Genomic DNA, 21,549 nt, shown 5'->3' with positions numbered 1-21,549 from the left:
TTATCATCAGATCATTTTAATATACTTGTTGGTGTAATCAAGATGCTGACGCATCGCTTTACGTGCTGCAACAGAGCTGTGCATTTCAATGGCCAGATAGATTTCCTTGTGTTGTAACAAAAGTACTTTCTTCTTTTCCTGGTCTGCTATGATTAATTTCCTGGTATCTTTAATGAAATCATCTACCAGATGTGAAACGGTTCTTAGAATGTTAAAAATCAACACATTTCCTGAGTACTCTGCAATCTTATAGTGCAGTTCTTTATCAATCATTGCACTCATTTTTTCATCTGTACAGTTTTCAAACCGTTCCATGATTTCTTTTAATTCCCCTAATTGTTCATCCGTTATTCTCTTGGCAGCCAGACCGGAAGCCTCTACCTCCATGATCTTTCTTAATTCCAGTATGTCTTCCGGATTGGTTCCTTCCAGTGTATACATGATAGATAAAGGTTCAAACAAATTATCCTGAAAGCTTGATTTAATAAAATTTCCTTCTCCCTGCCTGCACTCGATTAATCCAATGACTTCCAACGCCCGGAGAGCTTCCCGGATTGACGCTCTGCTCACCTGTAATTCTTCAACTAAATCTCTCTCAGAAGGAAGCTTGTCTCCTTTTTTCAAAACTCCGTTGTCAATCATTTCCCTGATCTGATCCATTACCTGTTCATAAACCTTCGTGTTTTTAATTGGGCTGAACATCTTATCCTCCTGCTTGCTGACATGCTTAGTCATATTATACAATTAATACCATATTAATTCAACATAATCGGCAGGTCAAGCATGTATGGAGGAGAAACATCCGGAGTTATTCAAATATTATTTTCTTGCTGCTATTGTGAAAATAGGGGTCGGATTATAGAATTGGTTTATTTCACTGTAAATTCTCTCTCCCACCTGTTCATCCAGCCTGATCTCCTTAAATCCCGCAGATTTCAGAAGCTGAACATCCCATGCAGGTCTTGGATTTGAGATAGGACGCAGTTCCGTTTTTAAATGTTCATATGCACTCCACTGTTCCTGTGTAATCTTTGAATGTGCATGATTTTCCGGAAGTTTTTGCTGTTCATTCTCTCTGCTGTAATCTCCGTCAAAATTAATGAGGACGCCATCCTCCTTCAAAAGACTATGCCATTTCTCATAAGCTTTTTTAAGATCCGGCAATGTCCATGCCACATTTCGGGTGACAATCGCATCGAAGCTGTTATCTGGAAAATCCGGCATCTCTGCATCCATCACATAAAATTCAGCAGGTATCCCAAGGATTGCCGATGATTTTCTTGCTTCCAGGATCATTTTCTCAGTGAGATCAATCCCCGTCAGATCGTGGCCTTCCGCTCCGAGTAAAAAGCAGAAGAAACCTGTTCCTGTACCAATATCCAGTATTTTAAGACCTTTTTTAGCAGGAAGATAGGTTTGAAGCTCCTTCAGCCATCGCCCGCGCATATCAGAATTCAGCTCCTGTATTTTTAGTTCATTAAACATCTCTGCGCGTGAGGACCAGTAGTCCGTCATCTCTTCTTTAATTTTTTTATTTAAGTTTATGTCATTCACTTCACTCATAAGTAACTGCTCCTCCAATGCCTGCTATTGATTGACCGTTGTATTTTCATCAACCCAGTAGAAATCTGCAGGGGTAGAATTAATTCCGTCAACATGTTTTTTCATAACAAAGTTCATGATAGGATAACAAAAATAAATTGCTGCCCCGTCGTTTAAAAGAACCTGCTCTGCCTGTTTAATCAAATCTTTTCTCTGTTTCGGATCTGCGCTTACATGCACCTGGTCCATCAGAGAATTGAACTCTTCGCTGTTATATCCAGTGGCATTATAGGTACCGCCCGTTTTAAAATAGGTATTGATTTGATTCTCAGGGTCTCCGCAGTTCATGATGTTAATGCTCATACAAAGCAAATCATAATCACCCGTTTTTTGCATATCCATAACAGTCTGGGTATCATGGACTTCCGGGGTGACTTTGATTCCCACCTCGGCCATTGCTGCCTGAGCTGCCTCCACAACAATCTGCTGTTCCGGACGCCCGGTATAATAGACGAAACGAAGACTTAATGGCTCTCCAGCCGGAGTTTCACGGAAACCATCTCCGTCTGTATCGGTATAGCCTGCTTCATCCAACATTTTTTTTGCATTCTCAGGATTGTAAGAGTTGGGATCCGTCAGTGTATCATATCCATAATCGGATGCGGAAGTTATCAGTGTTTTCCCTGGAACATACTGATTTTTCAGCAAAATTTTGCAGTAAGAATCTTTGTCCTGCATTTGAAGAACTGCTTTACGAAGTACTTTGTCGCCCAACGGTCCGTTCTGGTTCATAAAACCGATGGTAGTACGCCCACTGGGGTTTGTTTTAATTTTATAATCGCCGTTTTTTTCAAATGTACCAATATCATTCATGCTGACATTATAGACCGCATCGAAGTCACCTGACTGAAGTCCCATGCTGATTGTGGACTGATCCTCAGAATAAACAAATTCAATCCGATCCGTCTTTACTTCTCCATTCCAGTAATTCTGGTTTTTAACTACCACACATTTCTTTGTGGCAGTATCAAACGATTCACATACATACGGACCAGTTCCGATTGGACCGTTATCCCCGATTTTGCTGTTATCAACCGATGTGTCTATGATACAGAATAATGGGTCAGCCAGCTTATTGGGCAAAATGGGCTCAGGCTTTTGGGTGGTAATCACCAGCTTTTGGCCGTCAGCTTCTATGGAAACAGGGGTGAAATACTCCACACCCCTTTCCCCATTCTCAAAAACATTCTCCAGAGATTTTTTAACGGCCTCTGCATCCAGCTTGTTTCCGTTGGAAAATGTCACATTGTCTTTTATATTAAAAGCCCATACCGTATTGTCCTCATTGGAGATATAATCATTCTCTGTAAGCCAGCCCGTTATGGAATAATCATCATTCATTTTTGTTAAAGTCTGGCAAATGCCATAGCGTACCGGATACCAGCCATTATAAGCCTTAATGGGGTCCATGATACCCGCTGACTGACCGCTTCCGATCACCAGTGTCTTTTTACCTTCTTCTGCGCCAGTTGATGTCTTCCCAGTGCCTGCGGCAGCTCCGCATCCAGACAACAAGCTGCCCCACATAGCTGCTGACACAAAAACTGCAATTATTTTTTTAACTCCTGCTTTCTTCATTTATCCTCCCGGTATTTAAAACGATTAAATTGATGGCATGCTACCAGATGATTGGGTTCTACCTCCCATAACCCTGGTTTTCCTGCCCTGCATACATCCATACAATGATTACAGCGGTTTTGGAAAGGACAGCCCTTTGGTATATTCAATGGACTTGGTATTTCACTATCCATGCTGACTATTTCCTTTGAAAAATCCATTTGAAGGTCAAAAATGGAATCCAGTAACGCCTGTGTATATGGGTGTGCAGCTTTTGTGCTGACTTCTTTTCCGCTTAAAATCTCAACAACATTGCCCAGATACATAACTGCGATCTGGTGTGCAAATTGCTGTACCAATGCCAGATCATGGCTGATAAAGCCTATGGATATCTGTTTCCTCTTTTGCAGATCTAAAAGCAGTTCCACAATTGTCTGCTGCACAGAAACATCAAGTGCTGATGTTATTTCATCACAAATAATCACTTCCGGTTCCAGCGCCAATGCTCTGGCAATACCGATACGCTGCCGCTGACCGCCACTCATGTCATGGGGATAACGTTCTGCAAAGCTGCCCGGAAGTTCTACCATTTCAAGAAGTTCTCTGGCTTTTGAATCCACTTCATTTTTCTTAATCAGATTAAAATTTAAAAGCGGTTCACAAATTATTTTTTTCACTTTCATCCGCGGGTGAAATGCTTCTCCAGGATCCTGAAAAATCATCTGAATGTTTCTGCGGTTTCGACGCAGTTCTTCGCCTTTTCGCTCTGTGATATTTTTTCCATGAAACAATATTTCCCCGGAAGTCGGTTTTTCCAGCCCCACTGCCATTCGCATAAAAGTACTTTTTCCGCAGCCACTCTCTCCAACAATACCAAGGGTCCGGCTCTTATAGAAATTAAGGCTGACATCATCACAGGCGGTCAGAATTCTATTCCCGGATCGTTGATATGATTTTGTAAGATGCCTGGCCTCAATAATCAGATCATCCGGTTCAAACATAATAATAACCTCCCAGTGACGGCACCGCAGATAAGAGCTTCTTTGTATATTCAGCCTGGGAGTTATACAAAATGTGATCTCTGTCACCGCTGTCTGTTATTTTTCCATCTTTCATCACCACAATATGATCCGACATATATGCCGCAAGAGCCAGGTTATGGGTTATCATAATAATGCTGGTGCCGTATTCCTCTCTCAGTTTCATCATCTGGCGGATCATCTGCGCCTGCATTGTGATATCCAGTGCGCTGGTAGGCTCATCAGCAAGCAGCAGCTTCGGTTTAAAAATCATGGCAAACGCGATTCCAACCCGCTGTTTCATACCGCCGGAAAGTTGAAACGGATAGGATTTCATGATGTGCTCCCCATCAGGCAGACACGCACACTCCAGCATCTGTACTCCTTTTTCCCATGCTTCTTTTCTGCGATAATCTCCATGGGCACAGATGTATTCTACAAACTGGGAACCGATTGTACGAATTGGATTCAACATCGCTCCTGAATCCTGAAAAATCATGGAAATTTCTGTGCCATAAATCTTTCTCCAGTCATTTGCAGTATAGGATAAAAGGGATTCTCCCTCAAAGAAGATATCTCCCTGTGCTACCCTTCCCTGTCCCGACAAATTCCCCATAACTGCACGGATAACGGAAGTTTTCCCGCTTCCGCTTTCTCCCACCAGACAACAGATTTCTCCCTGTTTTACAGCCAGGGAGAAATTTTCAACTGCTGGTTTGCCGCTTTTACTATAATTAACCGAAATATTTTGTATTTCCAGCATAATTTCCTCCTGCTGCCGGTCTTTCATCCATCACTCAACGGATCCAGGATATCTCTCAGACTATCCCCCAGCAAATTAAATACAGCAACAACGATAAATACAGCCAGACCCGGAAAAAACATCATCCACGGAGCGGTCTGTAAATAAGAACGTCCCTCATTAAGCATCATCCCCCATTCGGGGGTTGGTGGCTGTGCTCCAAATCCAAGAAAGGAAAGTGCAGCTATTTCAAGCATCATCGTGCCAATATCTGTAGCAGCCGTAACAATCAAAATAGGCATAGTCATTCTACATATATAGTTTCTAAGGATATAACCAGTCTTCGATCCAGTCAGTACAGCTGCCGACATATAATTCTTATGCTTTATTCGAAGTACCAGACTTCGGGCGAGACGCGCATACTTTGTCCAGCTGACAGCTACAATTGCAATGATGGCATTCAAAAGACTGGGGCCGAGAATACCGGCAATTGCGATTGCCAGTACAAGTCCGGGAAATGAAATCATCATATCAGAAATTCTCATAATAACAGAATCGGTGATCCCGCCGAAATAGCCTGCAAAAATGCCAAGTGCCCAGCCAACCAAAAGTGTAATCACCACTAAGAGCAGTGCCGAAGTCAAAGATGTTCGTGTTCCGTATATAACTCGGGAAAACAGGTCTCGTCCCAGTTTATCTGTTCCAAACCAGTGGTTTGCATTCGGCGGTTGTTCTGCGTTTGCTATCACCGCTTCGTACGGATTATGGGTGGCTATAAAAGGAGCAAAAACAGCTGTCCCAATAACAACAAGAGCTAAGATACAAAAGACCGTAAACTGTTTATGATTTTTGCAAAATGTAAGTATCTTCTGTATGTTTCTCACCTCACTTTCGTCCTGGGGTCCAGCTTCTCATAGGCAATATCAACAATCAGATTAATCACCATATAGATCAGGGCAACCCATAGAACATATCCCTGAATCAGTGGATAATCTCTGGCGGCTACTGCAGATACAGCCAGATTGCCTAACCCAGGGTAAGAAAAGATGACTTCTACCACTGCGGTTCCTCCAAGAAGGGATCCAAAGGATAATCCCAGCAAAGTAACTAACGGAAGCAGTACATTAGGAAGGACATGTCCAAAGAGAACCGTACTTTCCTTTAACCCTCTGGTCCGTGCACCTACAACATAATCCTGATGTAATTCTTCCAATACGGCAGCACGTATCTGCCTTGTATATTTTGCTGTCATGGGAAAAGCCAGAGTGACAGCCGGTAGAATCATTTTCTTAAACCCAGTGTCAGATGATATGACAGGAAGCAGCTTAAACTTCAGTGCAACAATGTAAATGAGCATCACGCCAAGCCAGAAGCTTGGCAATGAAACTCCCACAAATGAGAAGGCTCGTATGATATAGTCAGACGTCTTATTGTGTTTTACTGCTGAAAGAACACCAAATGGAACGGAAACTGCAAGCATGAGAATCATTGAAAATAGAGTAAGTTTTAATGTGGGCCACAGTCTTTGGAGCAGCAGAGACACAACCGGTTTATTCAGTGAATAGGAAGTACCCAGATCTCCGTGAAGACTACTGAATAACCAGTTGAAATACTGTACCGGAAAAGGGTTGTTTAAACCCATTTTCTCCCGCATAGCCTCCATCACTTCTTCACTGGGAACACTTCCGTTTGCGGCATACATTGCCTTTACAGGATCACCGGGCGCAAGATAAGTAAGACCGAATGTCAAGAACCCAATTCCAAACAATACGATGATAATCTGCAAGATACGACTGGCTATGGTTTTCTTTGTCACCTTTTATCCAATCCCTTCATCAACATTTTGTGGCACAAATCTCAAATAAGGGAGACTCACCGTAGAGATCCTTTTCCCATTCCTCATACACGTTTTCTCCAATATTATCCTGTATCTGTACACTCATGCCAATATTCTCAAGTGTCTGTTTATCCCATACCGGACGCAGTGTACTTGTCAGCGGAGAGGCTGCAAAGAATTCCATATTTTCAATTGCTACTACCTCTTTTTGTCCATATTTATGTAAGTGACGTTCTTCTCTTTCTCTGACACGCTTAAGTTTTTCTTCATCAAAGAAATGAAGATGCCAGTTGGCGTCATAAATTAAGAGCTTTCCGTTCCGCTTTAAGATCCTCTTCCATTCATTGTAGACTTGTTTGGGATACTCCAATGTCCAAGTCACATTTCTTGTAACAATCACATCAAATTCTTCGTCCTTAAACTCCAGCTGATTTAAATCCATTTTCTTAAAATCTGCTGACACTCCCAGTTTTTCTGCATTATCTTTGGCGCATGCTATCATTCCGTCCGAATAGTCAATTCCAGTCACCTGTTGTCCTTCCTCGGAAAGAATACACGCAAAAAAGCCGGGTCCTGTGCCGGCATCCAATATTTTTAACCCTTTTCTTCCATTCAGATGTTTTCCAATCTGTCTTTTCCATGCATCTTTTCGAAAGGATGCCAGCTCTGAAACTATGTAACGGTTATAGTCCTCCCCATCTCCCCATGGTTTCTGTCGTTCATCTCTGTTCATAATTCTGCCCCCAGTTCTGTCTGTACAATGTAAAACTACGCAAATGTACCATTTTCACATAGTTGCAATTATACTTTAATGTGGATTTACCCACAAGCCAGGGGAGGGGATATTAATTCCACTAATTTCATATCAGTCGCCTCTAAAAAAAAGAAAACCCGGAGTCTATCCACTCAAGGTTTTCTCAAAATCAACTTATTTGTGTTCCTTCCACATACATTCCGTGATATTCATCTGTGTAAACAATGCTTTAAAGGAAGAGTCTTCCGGGCTGCAGGCATAGATCCCAAAAGATATCTCTCCTGCACCTTCCCACATATGGCAGATTCGCATCTGCTTAAAGTTCACTCCGTCCAGACTGCATTCGATGCAATAATCAGACTCCCGCCTGCTTAACCGATACCACATTTCTTTTATAGAAGCATCAATATCTGTAGTTGCCCAATCTGAGTAACCATGGTTTGTGACAACACTACCAAGCCGCTGAAATTTTTCATTTTCATATTCAACAGATGCCTTCAGCCAGTTCTCACTGTCCAGATACATGACTACGCCACACTGATCAAAGCGGTGGTGGCTTGCAAACTCTGTTTTTACAACAAAGGAAAAATACGTTTCTTTTGTCTTCAGCTGAAGAACCGGAGCATTGTCATTCTGAAAACCATAATACGTGCGCTGCCATAAATCGGTTCCAGGCTCCGTAATCAGTTCAATTCTGTCATCAGAAATCTCGCAGGTTTTCAGTTCTCTGATCCAGTAAAGATTACCATCCGTAAATTTTCCAATAAATTTTGCTTTTTCCTCCACAGAAGATTCCCCCTCACTTACAAAATATTGAAGATAACCGTTTTTTCTTTCATGGATATCTTTCCTACCTGATATCCATATTCAGCCAGTTCTTTCTTATATGTTAAAAAAGAGTGGTCTAAAGGAATTCCTGCAATCTCGCCGATCTCATCAAACGTAAGTTTAAAGGACGGACTGCCATTTTTCTGCACATATTCCCATAAAGCATTGTATTTACTCATTTTGTATCACCTCTTTCAAGCTGTAAGCCTTTATACCAAAAAGAACAAAATTATTATTTAACTATTTGCATCTTTATTGACCGATCTGCGAACCGATGAAATCATTGGCGTAAAATACTTTCTCCAAAACCTGTTGGCAAATGGATTAGCCGTTTCAAAATCAACGTGAATCAACTCAACCAAATGACTGCCACAATACTCCCCTATTGTATTTAACAAATGTACACCTATCTGTTTTCCCCTGTACTCAGGCTTTATATATGCCCCAAGTTCATCGATCAGACCACAGTTCTTTACTGTTAAATTTTCCAAATCATTTTCTGAGGCTATGTTTATGTTCATAAATCCAATGATCTTATTACCGTCACATGCAATAAATATGTTATCACGACTTATTAATTCACGAAGTTTTTCGCTGGAAACTGATTCCCGTTTTAAGAACAACGGCTCCATATTGTAATATTGAACAGATTCATCAACAAGTGACTGCATTTCCTCTAAATCATCTGAAGCAGCAAGTCGTATTTGATACGGACAACTCTGCAAGATTTCTAATGAGTTTAATCGTGAATAGGAATCAGCAAGATATGACCCAAACCCCATATCGTATAAAAATGTCTTTAATCTTATATCCTGATCGAAGAACATCCACAAATGATTGAATATATCATTTTCAACCCATTGTTTTGATACATATTTATAAAGTGCAAGATATATCTGCTCTTTATGAGCTTCCTTTGCAGCATGGGAGGTGATATTGCATAGTGCTGATTTTTCATTGTGAAAATCAAACTTAAAGTAACCTATAAAACCAATTAATTGACTGCCCTGTTTTGCTGCCACAACTGTTTTATCTTGAATCTGGCGCTCAAGTAAACACTTAATTTCTGTTGTATCTGTAAACCAGTGCTGCGGAAACTCTTCTTTATTGCAATATATCTGATATTGCTTTAACCAAAGTTCAACTGCCTGATCAATGTCTTCTGTTTGCATTTCGTTGATTATAAGTTCTAAATACATATTAAATCCCCTCTTTCTATGATACGAGGGCTATTGTAAAAGTGCCCTCCTAAATAATATTTTAAACATATCAAAATCCTCCTCTCCTCATTATTTATTATATCGCTTACGCGTTATAACCAATGTACCCTTTTCTTTCAATCCCATCTGGGGATATTTTATCCTCACTACCATTATAATACCATGAAAATGTCTTACAATCCAGTAAATACGGCAATTGCAGAGACTACATAAGAACTTAAACAATTTCAGCAATGAATATTTTCAATCTTTTATCAAACAATAATAAAAATAAAAGGAGGCGTTACAATGGCCGTAGCTCATAAAAGTGCAATTAGTGTAGGAATGCTCTATATCCCCGTTGGATTATATAAAACCACAAAAGATATTTCTGTTAGTTTTAATCAGCTTTGTAAAGATACTCATGAGCGGGTAAAATACAAAAAGATCTGTCCCTCCTGTAATAAAGAGGTGGAACCTGACGGAATCATTAAAGGATATGAATATGAAAAGGGTAAGTATGTTACATTTACGGAGGACGAACTGGAAAAAATCAAGACCAAGAAAGATAAAACGATCCATATTGAGCATTTTGCAAAATTAACCGACGTGGATCAAATTTATTACGAGAAGAATTATTATGTTGTTCCTGAGCCGGGAGCAGAAAAAGCCTGTGAATTACTGCGTCAGGCGATGCTGTCACAAAAAAAGGTTGGTATTGCAAAAACAGTAATCGGATCGACTGAGAATTTAATGGTTTTGTACCCGACGAAAGATGGAATTATTGCAAAAACTCTTTTCTATCAGGCAGAAATTCAGGCTGTGCCGGTTGCAACAGCCAAGGCCGAGGTTAATAAAGCTGAAATAGATATGGCGAAAACTTTAATTGATTCCATGACTTCAACATTCGATCCTGGTCTTTATCATGACGAGTACCAGGAAAGACTGCGCCAGGCGATTGAGACAAAAATAGCTGGTAAGGAGATTGTAAACGCGGATACGGATGGTCAGAATAATATTATTGACCTCATGGAAGCAATGAAAAGATCGGTTGAAATGGCAAAAGGTACGAAAGGTTTGGCGTAATGGATCTGTTTGACAGTAAAAATGTAAGTCCTATGCTGATATCTGAGATGCAGGCCCCATTTGACTCACCTGACTATATATTTGAAATAAAATGGGACGGTATTAGAAGCATGTCATTTTTGAACGATAAAACAGACATGCGAAATAAAAGAAATAAACTTATGATTCCCCTCTTTCCGGAATTGGAAGATTTATATAAACAGGTAAAGGAAACGTGTATCCTTGACCATGAATTACTTGTGCTGAAAAATGGGATACCTGATTTCTATGAAGTCCAGAAAAGAGCTCTGATGAGTAATCAATTTAAGATTAAATTGGCTGCTGATAAATATCCGGCCAGCATTATTGCCTATGATATCCTGTATTATAAAAATAAAGATATCACGATGCTCCCACTCTTAGAGCGAAAAAAATATTTAGATGATGTTGTGATGGAAAATAATCTGATCTCAGTATCCCGATACATTGAAAATAATGGAATTATGCTATTTAATCTTGTAAAAGAAAAAGGGTTGGAAGGAATTGTTGCTAAAAGGAAAGACAGCCTGTATTGGCAGGGAAAGCGATCGAAAGACTGGATTAAGTGTAAAATAATGGCTACGGATGATTGTGTTATTTGCGGTTATATACCAAAAGAGAATAACATGACCAGCCTAATACTGGGTCAATACGATGACGATTTACTAGTGTACAGGGGGCATGTTACCCTGGGAGTAAGTCTCCGAATATTAAATGAACAAAAGTATCAGATAATTGACTATCCGCCTTTTGGGTATGTTCCTAAAGGGAATGATAATGCTGTCTGGCTGGCGCCAGAGCTGGTATGTATTGTGGAGTCTATGCCAACCCCAAAAGACAGCTTCCGCCAGCCAGTATTTAAAGGAATCAGAGACGATAAATTACCAATCGAATGCAAGGTAACGGCGGATTAGATCTGCTATAATCCCAGCATCGCCCACTGATAGGTATCATAAGCCTGATACAAATCATTGTAAGTGCTCTGTTTTTCACTCTCCGCCTGTAAAAATTTCATCTGAGCCTGTAAGGATTCATTTTTGCTGATAAGTCCGTGCTGAATCGAATGCTCTGCCTTCCCCCATTCCAGTGCCGCCATTTCATAAGCAGTGCAGGCAGCTTCATAGGCGGCCTTTGCCTGCTGGACTGCATGGTAATTGGACTGCATGGTGACAGCAACAGTCTGCTCACCTTTTAAAACACCAGCCTCTTTATATTTCATTCCGGTAGTGGTTTTACCGGAGGAAGCATGCCTGTCTGAAATCAGAGAATAATTGTTACGAACCGCCATTTCCGTGTCAGCTTCCAAATCCAGGTTTGTAATTTCTGTCATATCCAGTTGGGGAATCCCACCGATAACTGGCTGTGATTCTGCGGAGTATCCAGTCATCAGACATAACGAACGGCGCAGACTATCCGTAGTATTTTCTAAAGACAAAAGAGAGGATTGAGCGGAAAGAAGGTCTTTCTGGGCAGAAAGAACATCTGCATGAGCAGCAGTTCCAAGACTATATCTTGCCTTAACTGAATCCAAAATGGCGGTGTCAGCTTCTACCAGTTTTTTAAGAGAGGAAAGGCCTGATTGGGCACTGTTATAGCTGATCATAAGCTGGTTGGCATAGTTCGTGTAGTTTTTTACAGCTTGGGTAATATTAGATTTTGTTGAGGAATCAGCCCTGTTCATATAATCCAGAGTCTGCTTCATGGTATCAGCAGAAGTCTTCAGGCTCTTGACAGTCGTATTCAGCACATTATATTGGACCATGCCTTCCGCACTGGCGGTTTCACCTGAGTCTTTCAATTCATCGGCATCGCTCTCTAAATCCCGGATATAGCCTCTCATCGCATCATAAATATATTGCGTATTACCAATAGAATTAGTAATTGAAGTCACAGTATTCTGTACATCAGGATTAAAGTATCGGACCAGATCAGGCAGCTCATCAAATTCAATAACCTGGTCGTTGAGCCTGTCCCACTGCTCCTTTGTCATTCCTTCCGGAATGGATTCTCCGGCCTGTCCAGGGCCTGCTCCATAGGCATTACCTGTACTGGGAACAGACAGAACGATCACTCCGGATATAACAGCAGCCAGGACAATCCGAGAATGAAAATAAATTCCTTTTTTTCTCATATTATCATCCTCCTGTTGATGCCAGGCCGCTCACTGCATTTTCATAATTCTGAACCGCCTCAAGTAAATTTAGTTCTGACGTTTTTACGGCAATAACCTTTGTATTAGAAGTATTCATCTGTTTCAAATACTCTAACCGGCTGACAATACTGTTTTGATATTTCCGTTCTGCAGTATCTAAATTCTTCTTTTCCAGTTCCATCTCTGCTTTGGCCTGTTCACAGGCAGATTGTGCCATTAAAACTGATTGATATGATTTTACGAGGTCTGCACTGATATTCTGCTTATTATTCATAATCGTCCTTTTCAAAGTTTCCTTTGTCACATCGGAGCTGGCATTTTCCAGCTTTCTAGTATTGATATTCAAGGTATAATTATTTTTCAATGCTGCTTCCACGTCTTTTTCCGGGTTCATAGAAGTTATTTTTTCCTGGTCAATAATCGGAAGTTCCTGTATTTGGGGAGTATCGTTATAATTCCAGCCCAGCATAATGCAGAGGTTCTGCCTGGTTTCCTCAATGGAAGCCGTCAACTTTTCGATGGAAGTATTGGCGTCCTGCAAATCTTTCTTGGCAGAAAGCACCTGGATCTGTGTTCCTGTTCCAAGATTAAGCTTTGCCTTGGCAGAATCGTAAACCGCCTGCAAATATTCCAGACTGGCCTTTGTACTTTCCAACTCATACTGTTGTTTAAAATAGGAGATCATAGAAGTCTGGGCACTGGATACAAGATTGGCCTCTTCCTGGTCATAGCCCATTTGGTACACGTTAATATCTTCTACGTTATTGTCTGCCTGCGCATCCGCATTACTGGCCCCTACCGCATTCTGAGCGTCGGAAAGCGGATTTTCTCCAGTAATGGCATCCCGATAATCACTGGCCGCATCCCGGTAATACTGGGCGTTCTCGTCACTGGTAATCCGTCCGTCTTTTTTCTTATCGCTGATATCCAGCTGGTTCTTCTGAACTGTTAAATTGTACTCGTGAATTAAATCCGCCAGTTCACCATATTCCATTATATTATCCTGAAGTCCGGCCCATTCCTCCGCGGTTCTTGCAAATTCCGGGCTTCCGGCATAGACCGTTCCAGAGCCTGCTGAAGCTAATACTGCAGCAAGACAAAAAGCACCTATCTGTTTCATTTTTCTCATGTCTGTTCTCCTCACTTATTAAGCCGGTATCCCGCTCCCCAGACTGTTTCGATCAATTTGGGATTTGCTGGATCCTCTTCTATCTTTTCCCGGATTCGGTTAATATGAACCGTTACCGTTGCACTGTCTCCCACATATTCATATCCCCAGATACGTTCAAATAGCTGGTCTTTAGAAAATACAATGTTAGGGTAGGTGGCAAGATATTTAAGAAGTTCGAATTCACGGTTGGGAAACCGTACCTCTTCTCCGGATTTATAAACTTTCCAGCTTCTAGGCAATATTTTTAATTCCCCTATAACAATCGCATCATCCGTTTCCTGGCTGTCCCTTGAGGCTCCTGTCAGCCTTTCATACCTTTTTAAATGGGATTTTATTCTGGCCACCAGCTCTGCCGGGTCAAAAGGCTTGGCAATGTAATCATCTGCACCGATACCAAGTCCCCTGATCTTATCTACGGATTCCAGCCGTGCAGTGACCATAAGAATTGGAATGTCTACCTGATCCCTTATTTCCCGGCAAATCTCATATCCATTGACTCCCGGCAGCATAAGGTCCAGAAGAATCAGGGAATAATTGCCGTTTAAAGCAGCTTCTACAGCCTTGCTGCCATCAAATATAATATCAACCTCAAAGCCATTGATCTCTAAGTAATCCCGTTCCAACATAGAAATCTCTTTATCGTCTTCAATAATCAGTATTCGATTCATATTGTCCTTTCTAAGGCCGGTAAAATAATTTCAATGACCAGACCGTTCTCATTTCTGGCACTGGCAGATCCGCCGTGCATCTCCACAATGTGTTTAACAATATTAAGCCCCAAACCACTTCCGCCGCTTCCGTTCCTGCTGCTTCTTGATTCATCTCCCCTCCAGAACTGTATAAATAATTGAGAGATTTTATCTTCAGGAACTCCTTTTCCGTTGTCCGCAAATACCATGTGGATCTTACCTGCATTATTCCATACAGAAATTGTCAGAGTTAAATCCTCTGTATCAGCATACTTCAAAGAGTTGTTCACCAAGTTGGTCAAGAGCCTGTGAATCTGCTCTGTATCCACCATAACCGGATTTTCCTCCGTCCGTATGTCCAGCTTAATGCTGATATTTTCCTGCAGAAATTCATCCCTTGACTGCCGCTCAAAGTTTCTTACCAGCGCGCCCATATCCTCCTCGGTAAGAAACAGAGGCAGTTTTCCCGTCTCCAATTTGGAGTAATAGAAGAAATTTTGTAACATGACCTCCATTTGCGTAGCCTTATTGTATGCAATGGTCAGATACATCTCCATTTTCTCCGGAGTGGTTACAATCCCATCCTTAAGCCCCTTTATATAGCCCTTCACCGAAGTCAGAGGTGTCCGCAAATCATGGGAAATGCCTGCGATCATGTCGGTGCGGGACTTTTCATAAGCGGCAGCTCGTTCCTTTTCTTCTTTCAGATGGCTCTGCATTTGGTTAAAAGCCTCGCAGACACGGGAAAGCTCATCTTTGCCGTCATATAAGACTGGTTCCGACAAATTTCCCTCCATGATTCTCTTGGATCCTTCTGCCAAAGCCTGGATGGGACGAAGGCTCCACTTCACCATTCTGGAAGAAAAGAACTGACCGATAAAAAGAATCAGGATGATAGTTAATGAACATATGATGAGAAAAGCGTTTAATACTGTTTCAAACTGGTTAATATGATTAATATGGTTACCATTGGCATCAGTCATATCTTCTCTTTTTACTGCAGCGATCCGGTAACCGTCAACCTCTCTGCCAACAATGGTTGATCCAAACACATAGCAAGATCTTCCTGTTTCCAACCAGGGGATTTTTTTTAATAACTTTATCAGAGGTTTACTGTTATTACCAATATTCGAATAAACTACTGCTTCTCCCTTGGTTACATAAAGGTTATAATTTTCCTTTTTAAGGACAGCGGCAACCCCCTTCCAGTCTGGGGCGTCAAAGTCCAGTGCCGTAATAGTATCCTCTATCATAAAAGCCTTTTCGTCCAAGGTTACCATTCCGGCATCGTCAAAATTATTGGAAAACTTCCAGACTACAAAACCTCCGATGCAAAACAAAAGCACCAGAGAAAACAGCATGACTACAAAGGTGGATACCAGAATCTTATTTTTTATCTTCATATGAATCTCCTGGGAATTCGCTCATTTTACGTATATCTTAACAGGAATATTCCCCATTTGAAACTATTTTTTACCAAAGTTAATCGGTCCGAAGAGCATCAATTGGCTTTAGGCCGCTTGCTTTCTTTGCAGGCGTCCATCCGAATACCAATCCTACCACAACTGAAAAGCCAATTCCCAGTCCTATTGCTCCCCAGGAAATAGAAAATGTTGTACCGATGAGGAGAATTGCAACCATAGAGATCGTTAATCCTAAGGCGATACCAATAATTCCTCCTATAAGGGACAGGGACAGAGCTTCAATAATAAATAAAATCTGAATCTGGGCAGGTTCGGCGCCTAATGCCTTGCGCAGTCCGATTTCCCTGGTTCTCTCTGTGACTGAAACCAGCATCATGTTCATAATTCCAATTCCTCCTACCACAAGAGCAATGGATGCAATTCCGGTAAGCAATGTGGTCAAAAGATTCTGCATGCTGTTCATGGTGTCTAAAATGCTGCCCAGATCTACAATTTTGTAGCTATCATCCTTATAGTTAAAAGCGGCATCCAAGACCGCCTCTACTTCAGTATTGGTCTCGTCTGACAGATCCGTATTCTCCAGGTAAATATCAACGTTTGAATAGGTGGACGAGCCGGATAAGGCCAGAGCATTTTTGTAAGGAATAATTATGGTTCCATCCGAGGAGGGGCTCGCATTAATTCCCGACATGACATCGCTGTTGCTTTCCGTGTCTCTTACGCCAACTACCTCATACCCCTGACCGTTGACCATAATTCTCTGGCCGATGGGATTAACATTTGGAAATATAGTCTTTACAATATCCTGATCAATGATACAGGTATAAGTATGCCCATCCATATCCAAGGCTGTCAGTTTTCTGCCCATAATTAGTTCTGTCGTATCTTTTTGAAAATAAGTTTCATTTTTACCCATAATGGAAACTTCATCTAACAAAGTTCCCCTCTTTCCTGCAGATCCTGTGATAGACACGGAAGGAGACACCCCTGAAACGTTAGGTATTTCTTCTAATTCCTGTAAATCGCTTGTAGACAGTCCGGATTTTAATGCATTTCCTGTGGCCATAACCGTTATTTTATCGGCTCCCATACTTTCAAACTGAGACATCATTTCTCCGGTAACACTCTGTACAATAGTAATGAGGGCTATTACAGATGCTACTCCTATGACAATTCCCAGAGAAGTTAGAAAAGACCTCATCTTATTGTTTATAATGTTATCCAGAGCCATCATAAAATTTTCTCTAATCACCTAGACCACCTCCTCACTGATGTTACCATCCAAAATACGCACTACCCTTTTTGCTTGTTTTGCAAGGTTTACGTCATGGGTAATCATAATGATGGTCCTGCCTTCCTGATTTAATTGGTGAAACAGCTCCATGACCTGGTGCCCTGTTTTCTGGTCCAGGGCTCCGGTAGGTTCATCTGCCAGGAGAATGGTTGGGTCATTAATCAGCGCCCTTGCTATGGCCACCCTCTGCTGCTGTCCGCCGGATAACTGACGGGGAAGATGATTCATCTTTTCACCAAGTCCTACTTTTTTAAGCATATCAGCTGCTTTTTCATGGCGTAGTTTTTTATCAATTCCAGCGTAGATTAAAGGCAGCTCAACATTTTTTAATGCAGACTGTCTGGAAAGAAGATAAAACGACTGGAAAATAAAGCCGATTTCTTTCCGCCGGATCTGAGCCAGAAGCTTTTCCTCCTGGCCGGACATCTTTCTACCGGATAAAAGATATTCTCCAGAGGTTGGCACATCCAAAAAGCCGATTATGTTCATTAAAGTAGATTTCCCTGAGCCAGAAGGACCCAGAATAGAAAGAAATTCACCAGATTGAACACTTAGGTTGACGCCTTTTAGGATAGTGGATACCTCGTTACCCATCTCATATTCTTTTACAATGTTTTTCATGGTTAGAATTTCTTCAGGCATTATAGTACCTCCGATAATTGTAATGATATCTCTTCCGAGGCATAATTTCCGTAATAGAAACCGGCTTGTGATTCAGCCTTTCCCATTAAGCCTGTTCCTCCAGGAATGCCGCCTCCTGTTTTTTTCTTACCTGCGGACGGCTCATAGGCTACACGGTCTCCTTCGTTTAAGCCTTCCTTAATTTCTACATTTTTTCCGTCACTGATTCCCACAGTCGCATAGACCTTTTCCAGCTTTCCTGCGTTATTATAACGCTGAACATAAGGTGTTGCTCCCTCATATTGAACCGCTTCCACCGGAATGGTAATTACCTGACTGGCGTTCTCCGCCAACACTTTTACCTCTGCAGATAAGCCTACCCGCAGTTCATCATCTTTTGGCAAAGTCAGAGTAGTTTCAAAATAAGAAACGCCGTTTTTCACACTGGCACCTCTGGAAATCTTGGAAACGGTACCAGCAACTGTTTTCTCCATAGCTTCAAAATACACTTCTGCTGTACTTCCTACGGATACGGCAGACAAATCGTATTCATCCACTTTAACCTTGACCTCCAAATCATCATAATCGATGATATCCATGATATTTGTTCCCTGGGTGATGGAGTCATTTTCGTCCACATAGATTTCGGAAACAGTTCCTGACACCTCCGCATAGTATTTTGTATCTTCCAGATCCTTTTGAGCCTGAGACAGGCGGCTTTGCGCGTCAGTTATAGCAGTTTGGGCTTTTTTGTAGTTGTCTCTGGCAGTTTCCAATTCCAGCTGGGATACATCCCCGGTGCTATAAAGGGACTGATTTCTTTCATAGCTTAATTTGCTTGAGGCAAGAGTCGTCTTAGCATCAGCCAAAGTAGTCTCTGCACTTGTTAATGCAGACTGTGCAGAGTCATTGTCCACTTCATATAGAAGGTCCCCTTTCTGAACCTGGTCGTTTTCATTTACATAGAACTTTTTTACGGGTTTGTTGGTGGTGGAAAGAACGTTCTGAACATCACCTGACTCAATATTACCGCTGAAGCTGTAATACTTTACAATATCCTGCTTTACTGCCAACGCTTCCGTAAGATTTGCATTGGTATTTTTCATCATGCCAGGAGCAACGATAACTCCCAGCAGGAGACACGCCCCTGCAACTGCAATCAGAATTCCGAATTTCTTTTTCTGAAAAAATGGTTTTTTTAACATAATGCCTCCTCATTTATATGTAATACTGCTCATGTCTAAGTAGTTTTATAATAAATCAGGGGGATAAACTGGGAATATATAAAAGATAAACAAAAGATAAACGAAATGGAATATTTTGATTAATGTGAGTATTACGGATTGTTTATAAAGGTCATGATGCATTTTATTGTAAGTCTCAGAATCTTAAATCAGCAATGGAATGCAAGGTAGGTTTCATAGCACAGAGGCTGCTCCTCTGATATAAAAAAAGCAAGCCTTGAGGCGACATACTCCCAAGGCTTGTTATAACCAGCTTAGCTTAAACGTTAAGGGGGTGTTATCCCCAAAGCGCATTGGCATCGGTGGCACTTCGGTTCAGACGGGAAAAATCTGTCTTAACAAAGGATATGGTTGAAAGAAGCAGGAACACCAAACCAATGACCAGAATAACACCAAACGTCATAATCGGAGTAATTGCAAACCCATTTATTTCAACCACCAATCCTTCTTTAATCAGTTGGGAAACAGGAAGATTCCCTTTTTCCAAGACGATCATTCTAAAAAATGCTGTGGCATAAGTCATCGGATTAAGGTAAGCTACAAACTTCAGAGAGCCTGGCAGCATGGACAACGGAACATAGGCACCGGACAGAAACGTCAGGGGCATGGTTACTGCTGTTTTGACGATCTGGAATGTCTGACCATTGCGTACCTTCGTGGCTAAAAATAACCCAACGCCAGAGAATACGATGCCGATAAAAATCATGGATACGAGGACCAACAGAGGAGTTTTCCAGCTGGTAAACTTGATACCGATAAATAAACCAATTACCAGGATCAGGATGCCCTGCAAGGTGGCTACCGTTGCTGCAGACAGTAATTGTCCCATTGCAACATAAACTCTCTTTGCCGGGGACACCAAAACTTCTTTCATAAAACCACTGACCATATCATCAACCGTTGAAGACGCAAGATTCAGTGCACTTTCAAATACAGTGGTGATAATAACACCCGAAAGCATGTATGCGATAGGGTTTTCAATGAAATCATTTTTAAATATTGCACCAAACACATATACAAAGAAAAAAGGAAATATGAGTGAAAATATGAGCCCGGTTTTATTTCGTACAAATGCTTTTAATCCTCTTTTCCATAAGGCGAATACTGTATTCATATTATCCCTCCTCCCTGATCTTTTTTCCTGTTATCTCTAAAAACACATCATTAAAGGTTCCTTTTTTAATTTCAATATTGGTAATGTGTTCTTTATGAACGCTTAACACCTCCAGCAGGCGGTCCAGATACTCTGCTTCCACCTTATAATAACCATCTTTTTTTGAATAGTTTAATTGATGCTCCGTTAGCAGGCGTTCAAACCCTTCTTCATCATTTGTATTGATATAAGCTTTATCCTTCGTATACTTTTTCTTCAATGCGTAAGGGGTATCATGTGCTACAATTACCCCGCCATCCATTATCGCTATCTTATTGCAGATCTCTGCTTCTTCCATGTAGTGGGTGGTTAGAAAGATTGTAATGTTCCTTTCTTTTTGAAGCTTCATAATATATTCCCATATATGTGCCCTGGTCTGGGGATCCAGCCCTGTTGTTGGCTCATCAAGGAATAAAACCTTTGGATAATGCACCAGGCCTCTGGCAATCTCAACACGCCGTTTCATTCCTCCCGATAAAGCGGAAACCATTTTCTTTCTTTCATTTGTTAAATCCACAAGGTTTAAAACAAACTTAATTCGTTCTTCTACTTCCTTATTTGGAATGTTATAAAATACACAGTGCATTTTTAAGTTCTCTTCAATGGTCATTTTCGCATCAAGAGTGGAATCCTGAAATACAACTCCAATGGAAGACCGTACCTCACTTTTTTGCCTGCTCACATCTTTTCCATCGATCAATAACGTACCGGAAGTTTTTTCAAAAATGGTACATAACGTATTAATTGTTGTGCTTTTTCCAGCACCGTTTGGTCCCAGAAATGCAAATACACTGCCTTCTTCCACATCAAAAGATATATCGTTTACTGCGACAAAGTCACCATATTTTTTTGTGAAGTTTTTAACCTGAATGATTGGATTCATAGTTTTATCTCCTTATTGCTGATTGTAGTAAAATGTAATTTGGTATAACTTATTATGACGAAGCAAACACAGCATTATCATCAACGAAAAGCCCCTATTTTATGCGGTATACCAGTGTCACTTAAAAAATTTAAGCTGCAATTACTATGAAATGCAGCAAGAATACTGCTATATTATCATAATAAAATATCATTTACAACAGAGAACGTGTATCATGCAATTCCCCTGGTATCTTGTAGACCAATCAAAAAAACGATACCCTGCCATTGATAATTC

The 21,549-nt window shown here is 41.0% G+C and carries 22 protein-coding genes; 2 read left to right on the top strand and 20 right to left on the bottom strand.

Annotation, left to right across the window (positions count from 1 at the left end; translation table 11 throughout):
* Positions 1-6: 6 nt before the first annotated feature.
* The 11 genes from ACOAOT_RS07970 to ACOAOT_RS07920 form a co-directional block, all read right to left on the bottom strand.
* Positions 7-702, bottom strand: coding sequence for a FadR/GntR family transcriptional regulator (locus ACOAOT_RS07970; RefSeq protein ID WP_420216492.1), 696 nt, complete (start codon positions 700-702; stop codon positions 7-9).
* A 117-nt stretch (positions 703-819) separates the two neighbouring features.
* A complete protein-coding gene (locus tag ACOAOT_RS07965; protein WP_420216491.1) occupies positions 820-1,563 on the bottom strand; it encodes a class I SAM-dependent methyltransferase in 744 nt (247 codons plus the stop codon).
* A 24-nt stretch (positions 1,564-1,587) separates the two neighbouring features.
* Positions 1,588-3,180: an ABC transporter substrate-binding protein gene (locus ACOAOT_RS07960; RefSeq protein ID WP_420216490.1), complete on the bottom strand. Its 1,593-nt coding sequence runs from the start codon at positions 3,178-3,180 to the stop codon at positions 1,588-1,590.
* Positions 3,177-4,160 (bottom strand): ABC transporter ATP-binding protein, encoded by a 984-nt coding sequence (locus ACOAOT_RS07955; protein ID WP_420216489.1) that lies wholly within the window; start codon positions 4,158-4,160, stop codon positions 3,177-3,179. Before ACOAOT_RS07955 ends, ACOAOT_RS07960 begins: the two co-directional genes overlap by 4 nt.
* Positions 4,153-4,941: an ABC transporter ATP-binding protein gene (locus ACOAOT_RS07950; protein ID WP_420216488.1), complete on the bottom strand. Its 789-nt coding sequence runs from the start codon at positions 4,939-4,941 to the stop codon at positions 4,153-4,155. The genes ACOAOT_RS07955 and ACOAOT_RS07950 overlap by 8 nt, the downstream gene beginning before the upstream one ends.
* 23 nt (positions 4,942-4,964) lie before the next feature.
* Positions 4,965-5,804, bottom strand: a complete 840-nt coding sequence (nikC, locus tag ACOAOT_RS07945; protein ID WP_420216487.1) for a nickel transporter permease — start codon at positions 5,802-5,804, stop codon at positions 4,965-4,967.
* Positions 5,801-6,736, bottom strand: coding sequence for a nickel ABC transporter permease (nikB, locus tag ACOAOT_RS07940; RefSeq protein ID WP_420216486.1), 936 nt, complete (start codon positions 6,734-6,736; stop codon positions 5,801-5,803). The genes nikC and nikB overlap by 4 nt, the downstream gene beginning before the upstream one ends.
* Before the next feature lie 19 nt (positions 6,737-6,755).
* Positions 6,756-7,490 carry a class I SAM-dependent methyltransferase gene (locus ACOAOT_RS07935; RefSeq protein WP_420216485.1) on the bottom strand — a complete coding sequence of 245 codons (735 nt, stop codon included), beginning with the start codon at positions 7,488-7,490 and terminating at the stop codon, positions 6,756-6,758.
* A gap of 195 nt (positions 7,491-7,685) precedes the next feature.
* Complete coding sequence (locus tag ACOAOT_RS07930) at positions 7,686-8,243, bottom strand: DUF1349 domain-containing protein (protein ID WP_420216667.1); 558 nt, start codon at positions 8,241-8,243, stop codon at positions 7,686-7,688.
* Between the two features lie 71 nt (positions 8,244-8,314).
* Positions 8,315-8,518: a hypothetical protein gene (locus ACOAOT_RS07925; RefSeq protein ID WP_104436035.1), complete on the bottom strand. Its 204-nt coding sequence runs from the start codon at positions 8,516-8,518 to the stop codon at positions 8,315-8,317.
* A 57-nt stretch (positions 8,519-8,575) separates the two neighbouring features.
* On the bottom strand, positions 8,576-9,538 hold the full coding sequence (locus ACOAOT_RS07920; protein ID WP_420216484.1) for a GNAT family N-acetyltransferase: 963 nt from the start codon (positions 9,536-9,538) through the stop codon (positions 8,576-8,578).
* A 309-nt stretch (positions 9,539-9,847) separates the two neighbouring features.
* On the opposite strand from ACOAOT_RS07920, the gene ku reads away from it, so the two are divergent.
* Both ku and ACOAOT_RS07910 read left to right on the top strand, forming a co-directional pair.
* Positions 9,848-10,624: a non-homologous end joining protein Ku gene (gene ku / locus ACOAOT_RS07915; RefSeq protein WP_420216483.1), complete on the top strand. Its 777-nt coding sequence runs from the start codon at positions 9,848-9,850 to the stop codon at positions 10,622-10,624.
* Positions 10,624-11,556 (top strand): ATP-dependent DNA ligase, encoded by a 933-nt coding sequence (locus ACOAOT_RS07910; RefSeq protein ID WP_420216482.1) that lies wholly within the window; start codon positions 10,624-10,626, stop codon positions 11,554-11,556. Before ku ends, ACOAOT_RS07910 begins: the two co-directional genes overlap by 1 nt.
* Before the next feature lie 5 nt (positions 11,557-11,561).
* Here the strand turns inward: ACOAOT_RS07910 and ACOAOT_RS07905 are convergent, their stop codons facing one another.
* The 9 genes from ACOAOT_RS07905 to ACOAOT_RS07865 form a co-directional block, all read right to left on the bottom strand.
* Positions 11,562-12,773 (bottom strand): TolC family protein, encoded by a 1,212-nt coding sequence (locus ACOAOT_RS07905; protein WP_420216481.1) that lies wholly within the window; start codon positions 12,771-12,773, stop codon positions 11,562-11,564.
* 4 nt (positions 12,774-12,777) lie between these two features.
* Positions 12,778-13,923, bottom strand: a complete 1,146-nt coding sequence (locus tag ACOAOT_RS07900) for a TolC family protein (protein ID WP_420216480.1) — start codon at positions 13,921-13,923, stop codon at positions 12,778-12,780.
* An 11-nt stretch (positions 13,924-13,934) separates the two neighbouring features.
* Complete coding sequence (locus tag ACOAOT_RS07895) at positions 13,935-14,633, bottom strand: winged helix-turn-helix domain-containing protein (RefSeq protein WP_420216479.1); 699 nt, start codon at positions 14,631-14,633, stop codon at positions 13,935-13,937.
* Positions 14,630-16,057, bottom strand: a complete 1,428-nt coding sequence (locus tag ACOAOT_RS07890) for a HAMP domain-containing sensor histidine kinase (RefSeq protein ID WP_420216478.1) — start codon at positions 16,055-16,057, stop codon at positions 14,630-14,632. Before ACOAOT_RS07890 ends, ACOAOT_RS07895 begins: the two co-directional genes overlap by 4 nt.
* Positions 16,058-16,136: 79 nt before the next feature.
* The gene (locus ACOAOT_RS07885) at positions 16,137-17,330 is read right to left on the bottom strand and encodes an ABC transporter permease (protein WP_420216477.1); all 1,194 of its coding nucleotides are present in this window, start codon (positions 17,328-17,330) and stop codon (positions 16,137-16,139) included.
* Positions 17,331-18,014: an ABC transporter ATP-binding protein gene (locus ACOAOT_RS07880; protein ID WP_420216476.1), complete on the bottom strand. Its 684-nt coding sequence runs from the start codon at positions 18,012-18,014 to the stop codon at positions 17,331-17,333.
* Positions 18,014-19,198, bottom strand: coding sequence for an efflux RND transporter periplasmic adaptor subunit (locus ACOAOT_RS07875; RefSeq protein WP_420216475.1), 1,185 nt, complete (start codon positions 19,196-19,198; stop codon positions 18,014-18,016). The genes ACOAOT_RS07880 and ACOAOT_RS07875 overlap by 1 nt, the downstream gene beginning before the upstream one ends.
* Positions 19,199-19,514: 316 nt before the next feature.
* On the bottom strand, positions 19,515-20,351 hold the full coding sequence (locus ACOAOT_RS07870; protein ID WP_420216474.1) for an ABC transporter permease: 837 nt from the start codon (positions 20,349-20,351) through the stop codon (positions 19,515-19,517).
* A gap of 1 nt (position 20,352) precedes the next feature.
* On the bottom strand, positions 20,353-21,273 hold the full coding sequence (locus tag ACOAOT_RS07865; protein WP_420216473.1) for an ABC transporter ATP-binding protein: 921 nt from the start codon (positions 21,271-21,273) through the stop codon (positions 20,353-20,355).
* Positions 21,274-21,549: the final 276 nt, after the last annotated feature.

Origin of the sequence: Lacrimispora struthionigena, assembly GCF_048627165.1 — a bacterium.
Taxonomy (GTDB): domain Bacteria; phylum Bacillota; class Clostridia; order Lachnospirales; family Lachnospiraceae; genus Lacrimispora.
Note: the sequence above shows the minus strand (reverse complement) of the source record. Positions and strands in the feature narration are given on the sequence as shown.

What these genes read in the sequence shown, in the direction of transcription:
- ACOAOT_RS07970 (WP_420216492.1), bottom strand. Translation starts at nt 702, where the DNA reads ATGTTCAGCCCAATTAAAAACACGAAGGTTTATGAACAGGTAATGGAT.
- ACOAOT_RS07965 (WP_420216491.1), bottom strand. Translation starts at nt 1,563, where the DNA reads ATGAGTGAAGTGAATGACATAAACTTAAATAAAAAAATTAAAGAAGAG.
- ACOAOT_RS07960 (WP_420216490.1), bottom strand. Translation starts at nt 3,180, where the DNA reads ATGAAGAAAGCAGGAGTTAAAAAAATAATTGCAGTTTTTGTGTCAGCA.
- ACOAOT_RS07955 (WP_420216489.1), bottom strand. Translation starts at nt 4,160, where the DNA reads ATGTTTGAACCGGATGATCTGATTATTGAGGCCAGGCATCTTACAAAA.
- ACOAOT_RS07950 (WP_420216488.1), bottom strand. Translation starts at nt 4,941, where the DNA reads ATGCTGGAAATACAAAATATTTCGGTTAATTATAGTAAAAGCGGCAAA.
- ACOAOT_RS07935 (WP_420216485.1), bottom strand. Translation starts at nt 7,490, where the DNA reads ATGAACAGAGATGAACGACAGAAACCATGGGGAGATGGGGAGGACTAT.
- ACOAOT_RS07925 (WP_104436035.1), bottom strand. Translation starts at nt 8,518, where the DNA reads ATGAGTAAATACAATGCTTTATGGGAATATGTGCAGAAAAATGGCAGT.
- ACOAOT_RS07920 (WP_420216484.1), bottom strand. Translation starts at nt 9,538, where the DNA reads ATGTATTTAGAACTTATAATCAACGAAATGCAAACAGAAGACATTGAT.
- ku (WP_420216483.1), top strand. Translation starts at nt 9,848, where the DNA reads ATGGCCGTAGCTCATAAAAGTGCAATTAGTGTAGGAATGCTCTATATC.
- ACOAOT_RS07910 (WP_420216482.1), top strand. Translation starts at nt 10,624, where the DNA reads ATGGATCTGTTTGACAGTAAAAATGTAAGTCCTATGCTGATATCTGAG.
- ACOAOT_RS07905 (WP_420216481.1), bottom strand. Translation starts at nt 12,773, where the DNA reads ATGAGAAAAAAAGGAATTTATTTTCATTCTCGGATTGTCCTGGCTGCT.
- ACOAOT_RS07900 (WP_420216480.1), bottom strand. Translation starts at nt 13,923, where the DNA reads ATGAGAAAAATGAAACAGATAGGTGCTTTTTGTCTTGCTGCAGTATTA.
- ACOAOT_RS07895 (WP_420216479.1), bottom strand. Translation starts at nt 14,633, where the DNA reads ATGAATCGAATACTGATTATTGAAGACGATAAAGAGATTTCTATGTTG.
- ACOAOT_RS07890 (WP_420216478.1), bottom strand. Translation starts at nt 16,057, where the DNA reads ATGAAGATAAAAAATAAGATTCTGGTATCCACCTTTGTAGTCATGCTG.
- ACOAOT_RS07880 (WP_420216476.1), bottom strand. Translation starts at nt 18,014, where the DNA reads ATGCCTGAAGAAATTCTAACCATGAAAAACATTGTAAAAGAATATGAG.
- ACOAOT_RS07875 (WP_420216475.1), bottom strand. Translation starts at nt 19,198, where the DNA reads ATGTTAAAAAAACCATTTTTTCAGAAAAAGAAATTCGGAATTCTGATT.
- ACOAOT_RS07870 (WP_420216474.1), bottom strand. Translation starts at nt 20,351, where the DNA reads ATGAATACAGTATTCGCCTTATGGAAAAGAGGATTAAAAGCATTTGTA.
- ACOAOT_RS07865 (WP_420216473.1), bottom strand. Translation starts at nt 21,273, where the DNA reads ATGAATCCAATCATTCAGGTTAAAAACTTCACAAAAAAATATGGTGAC.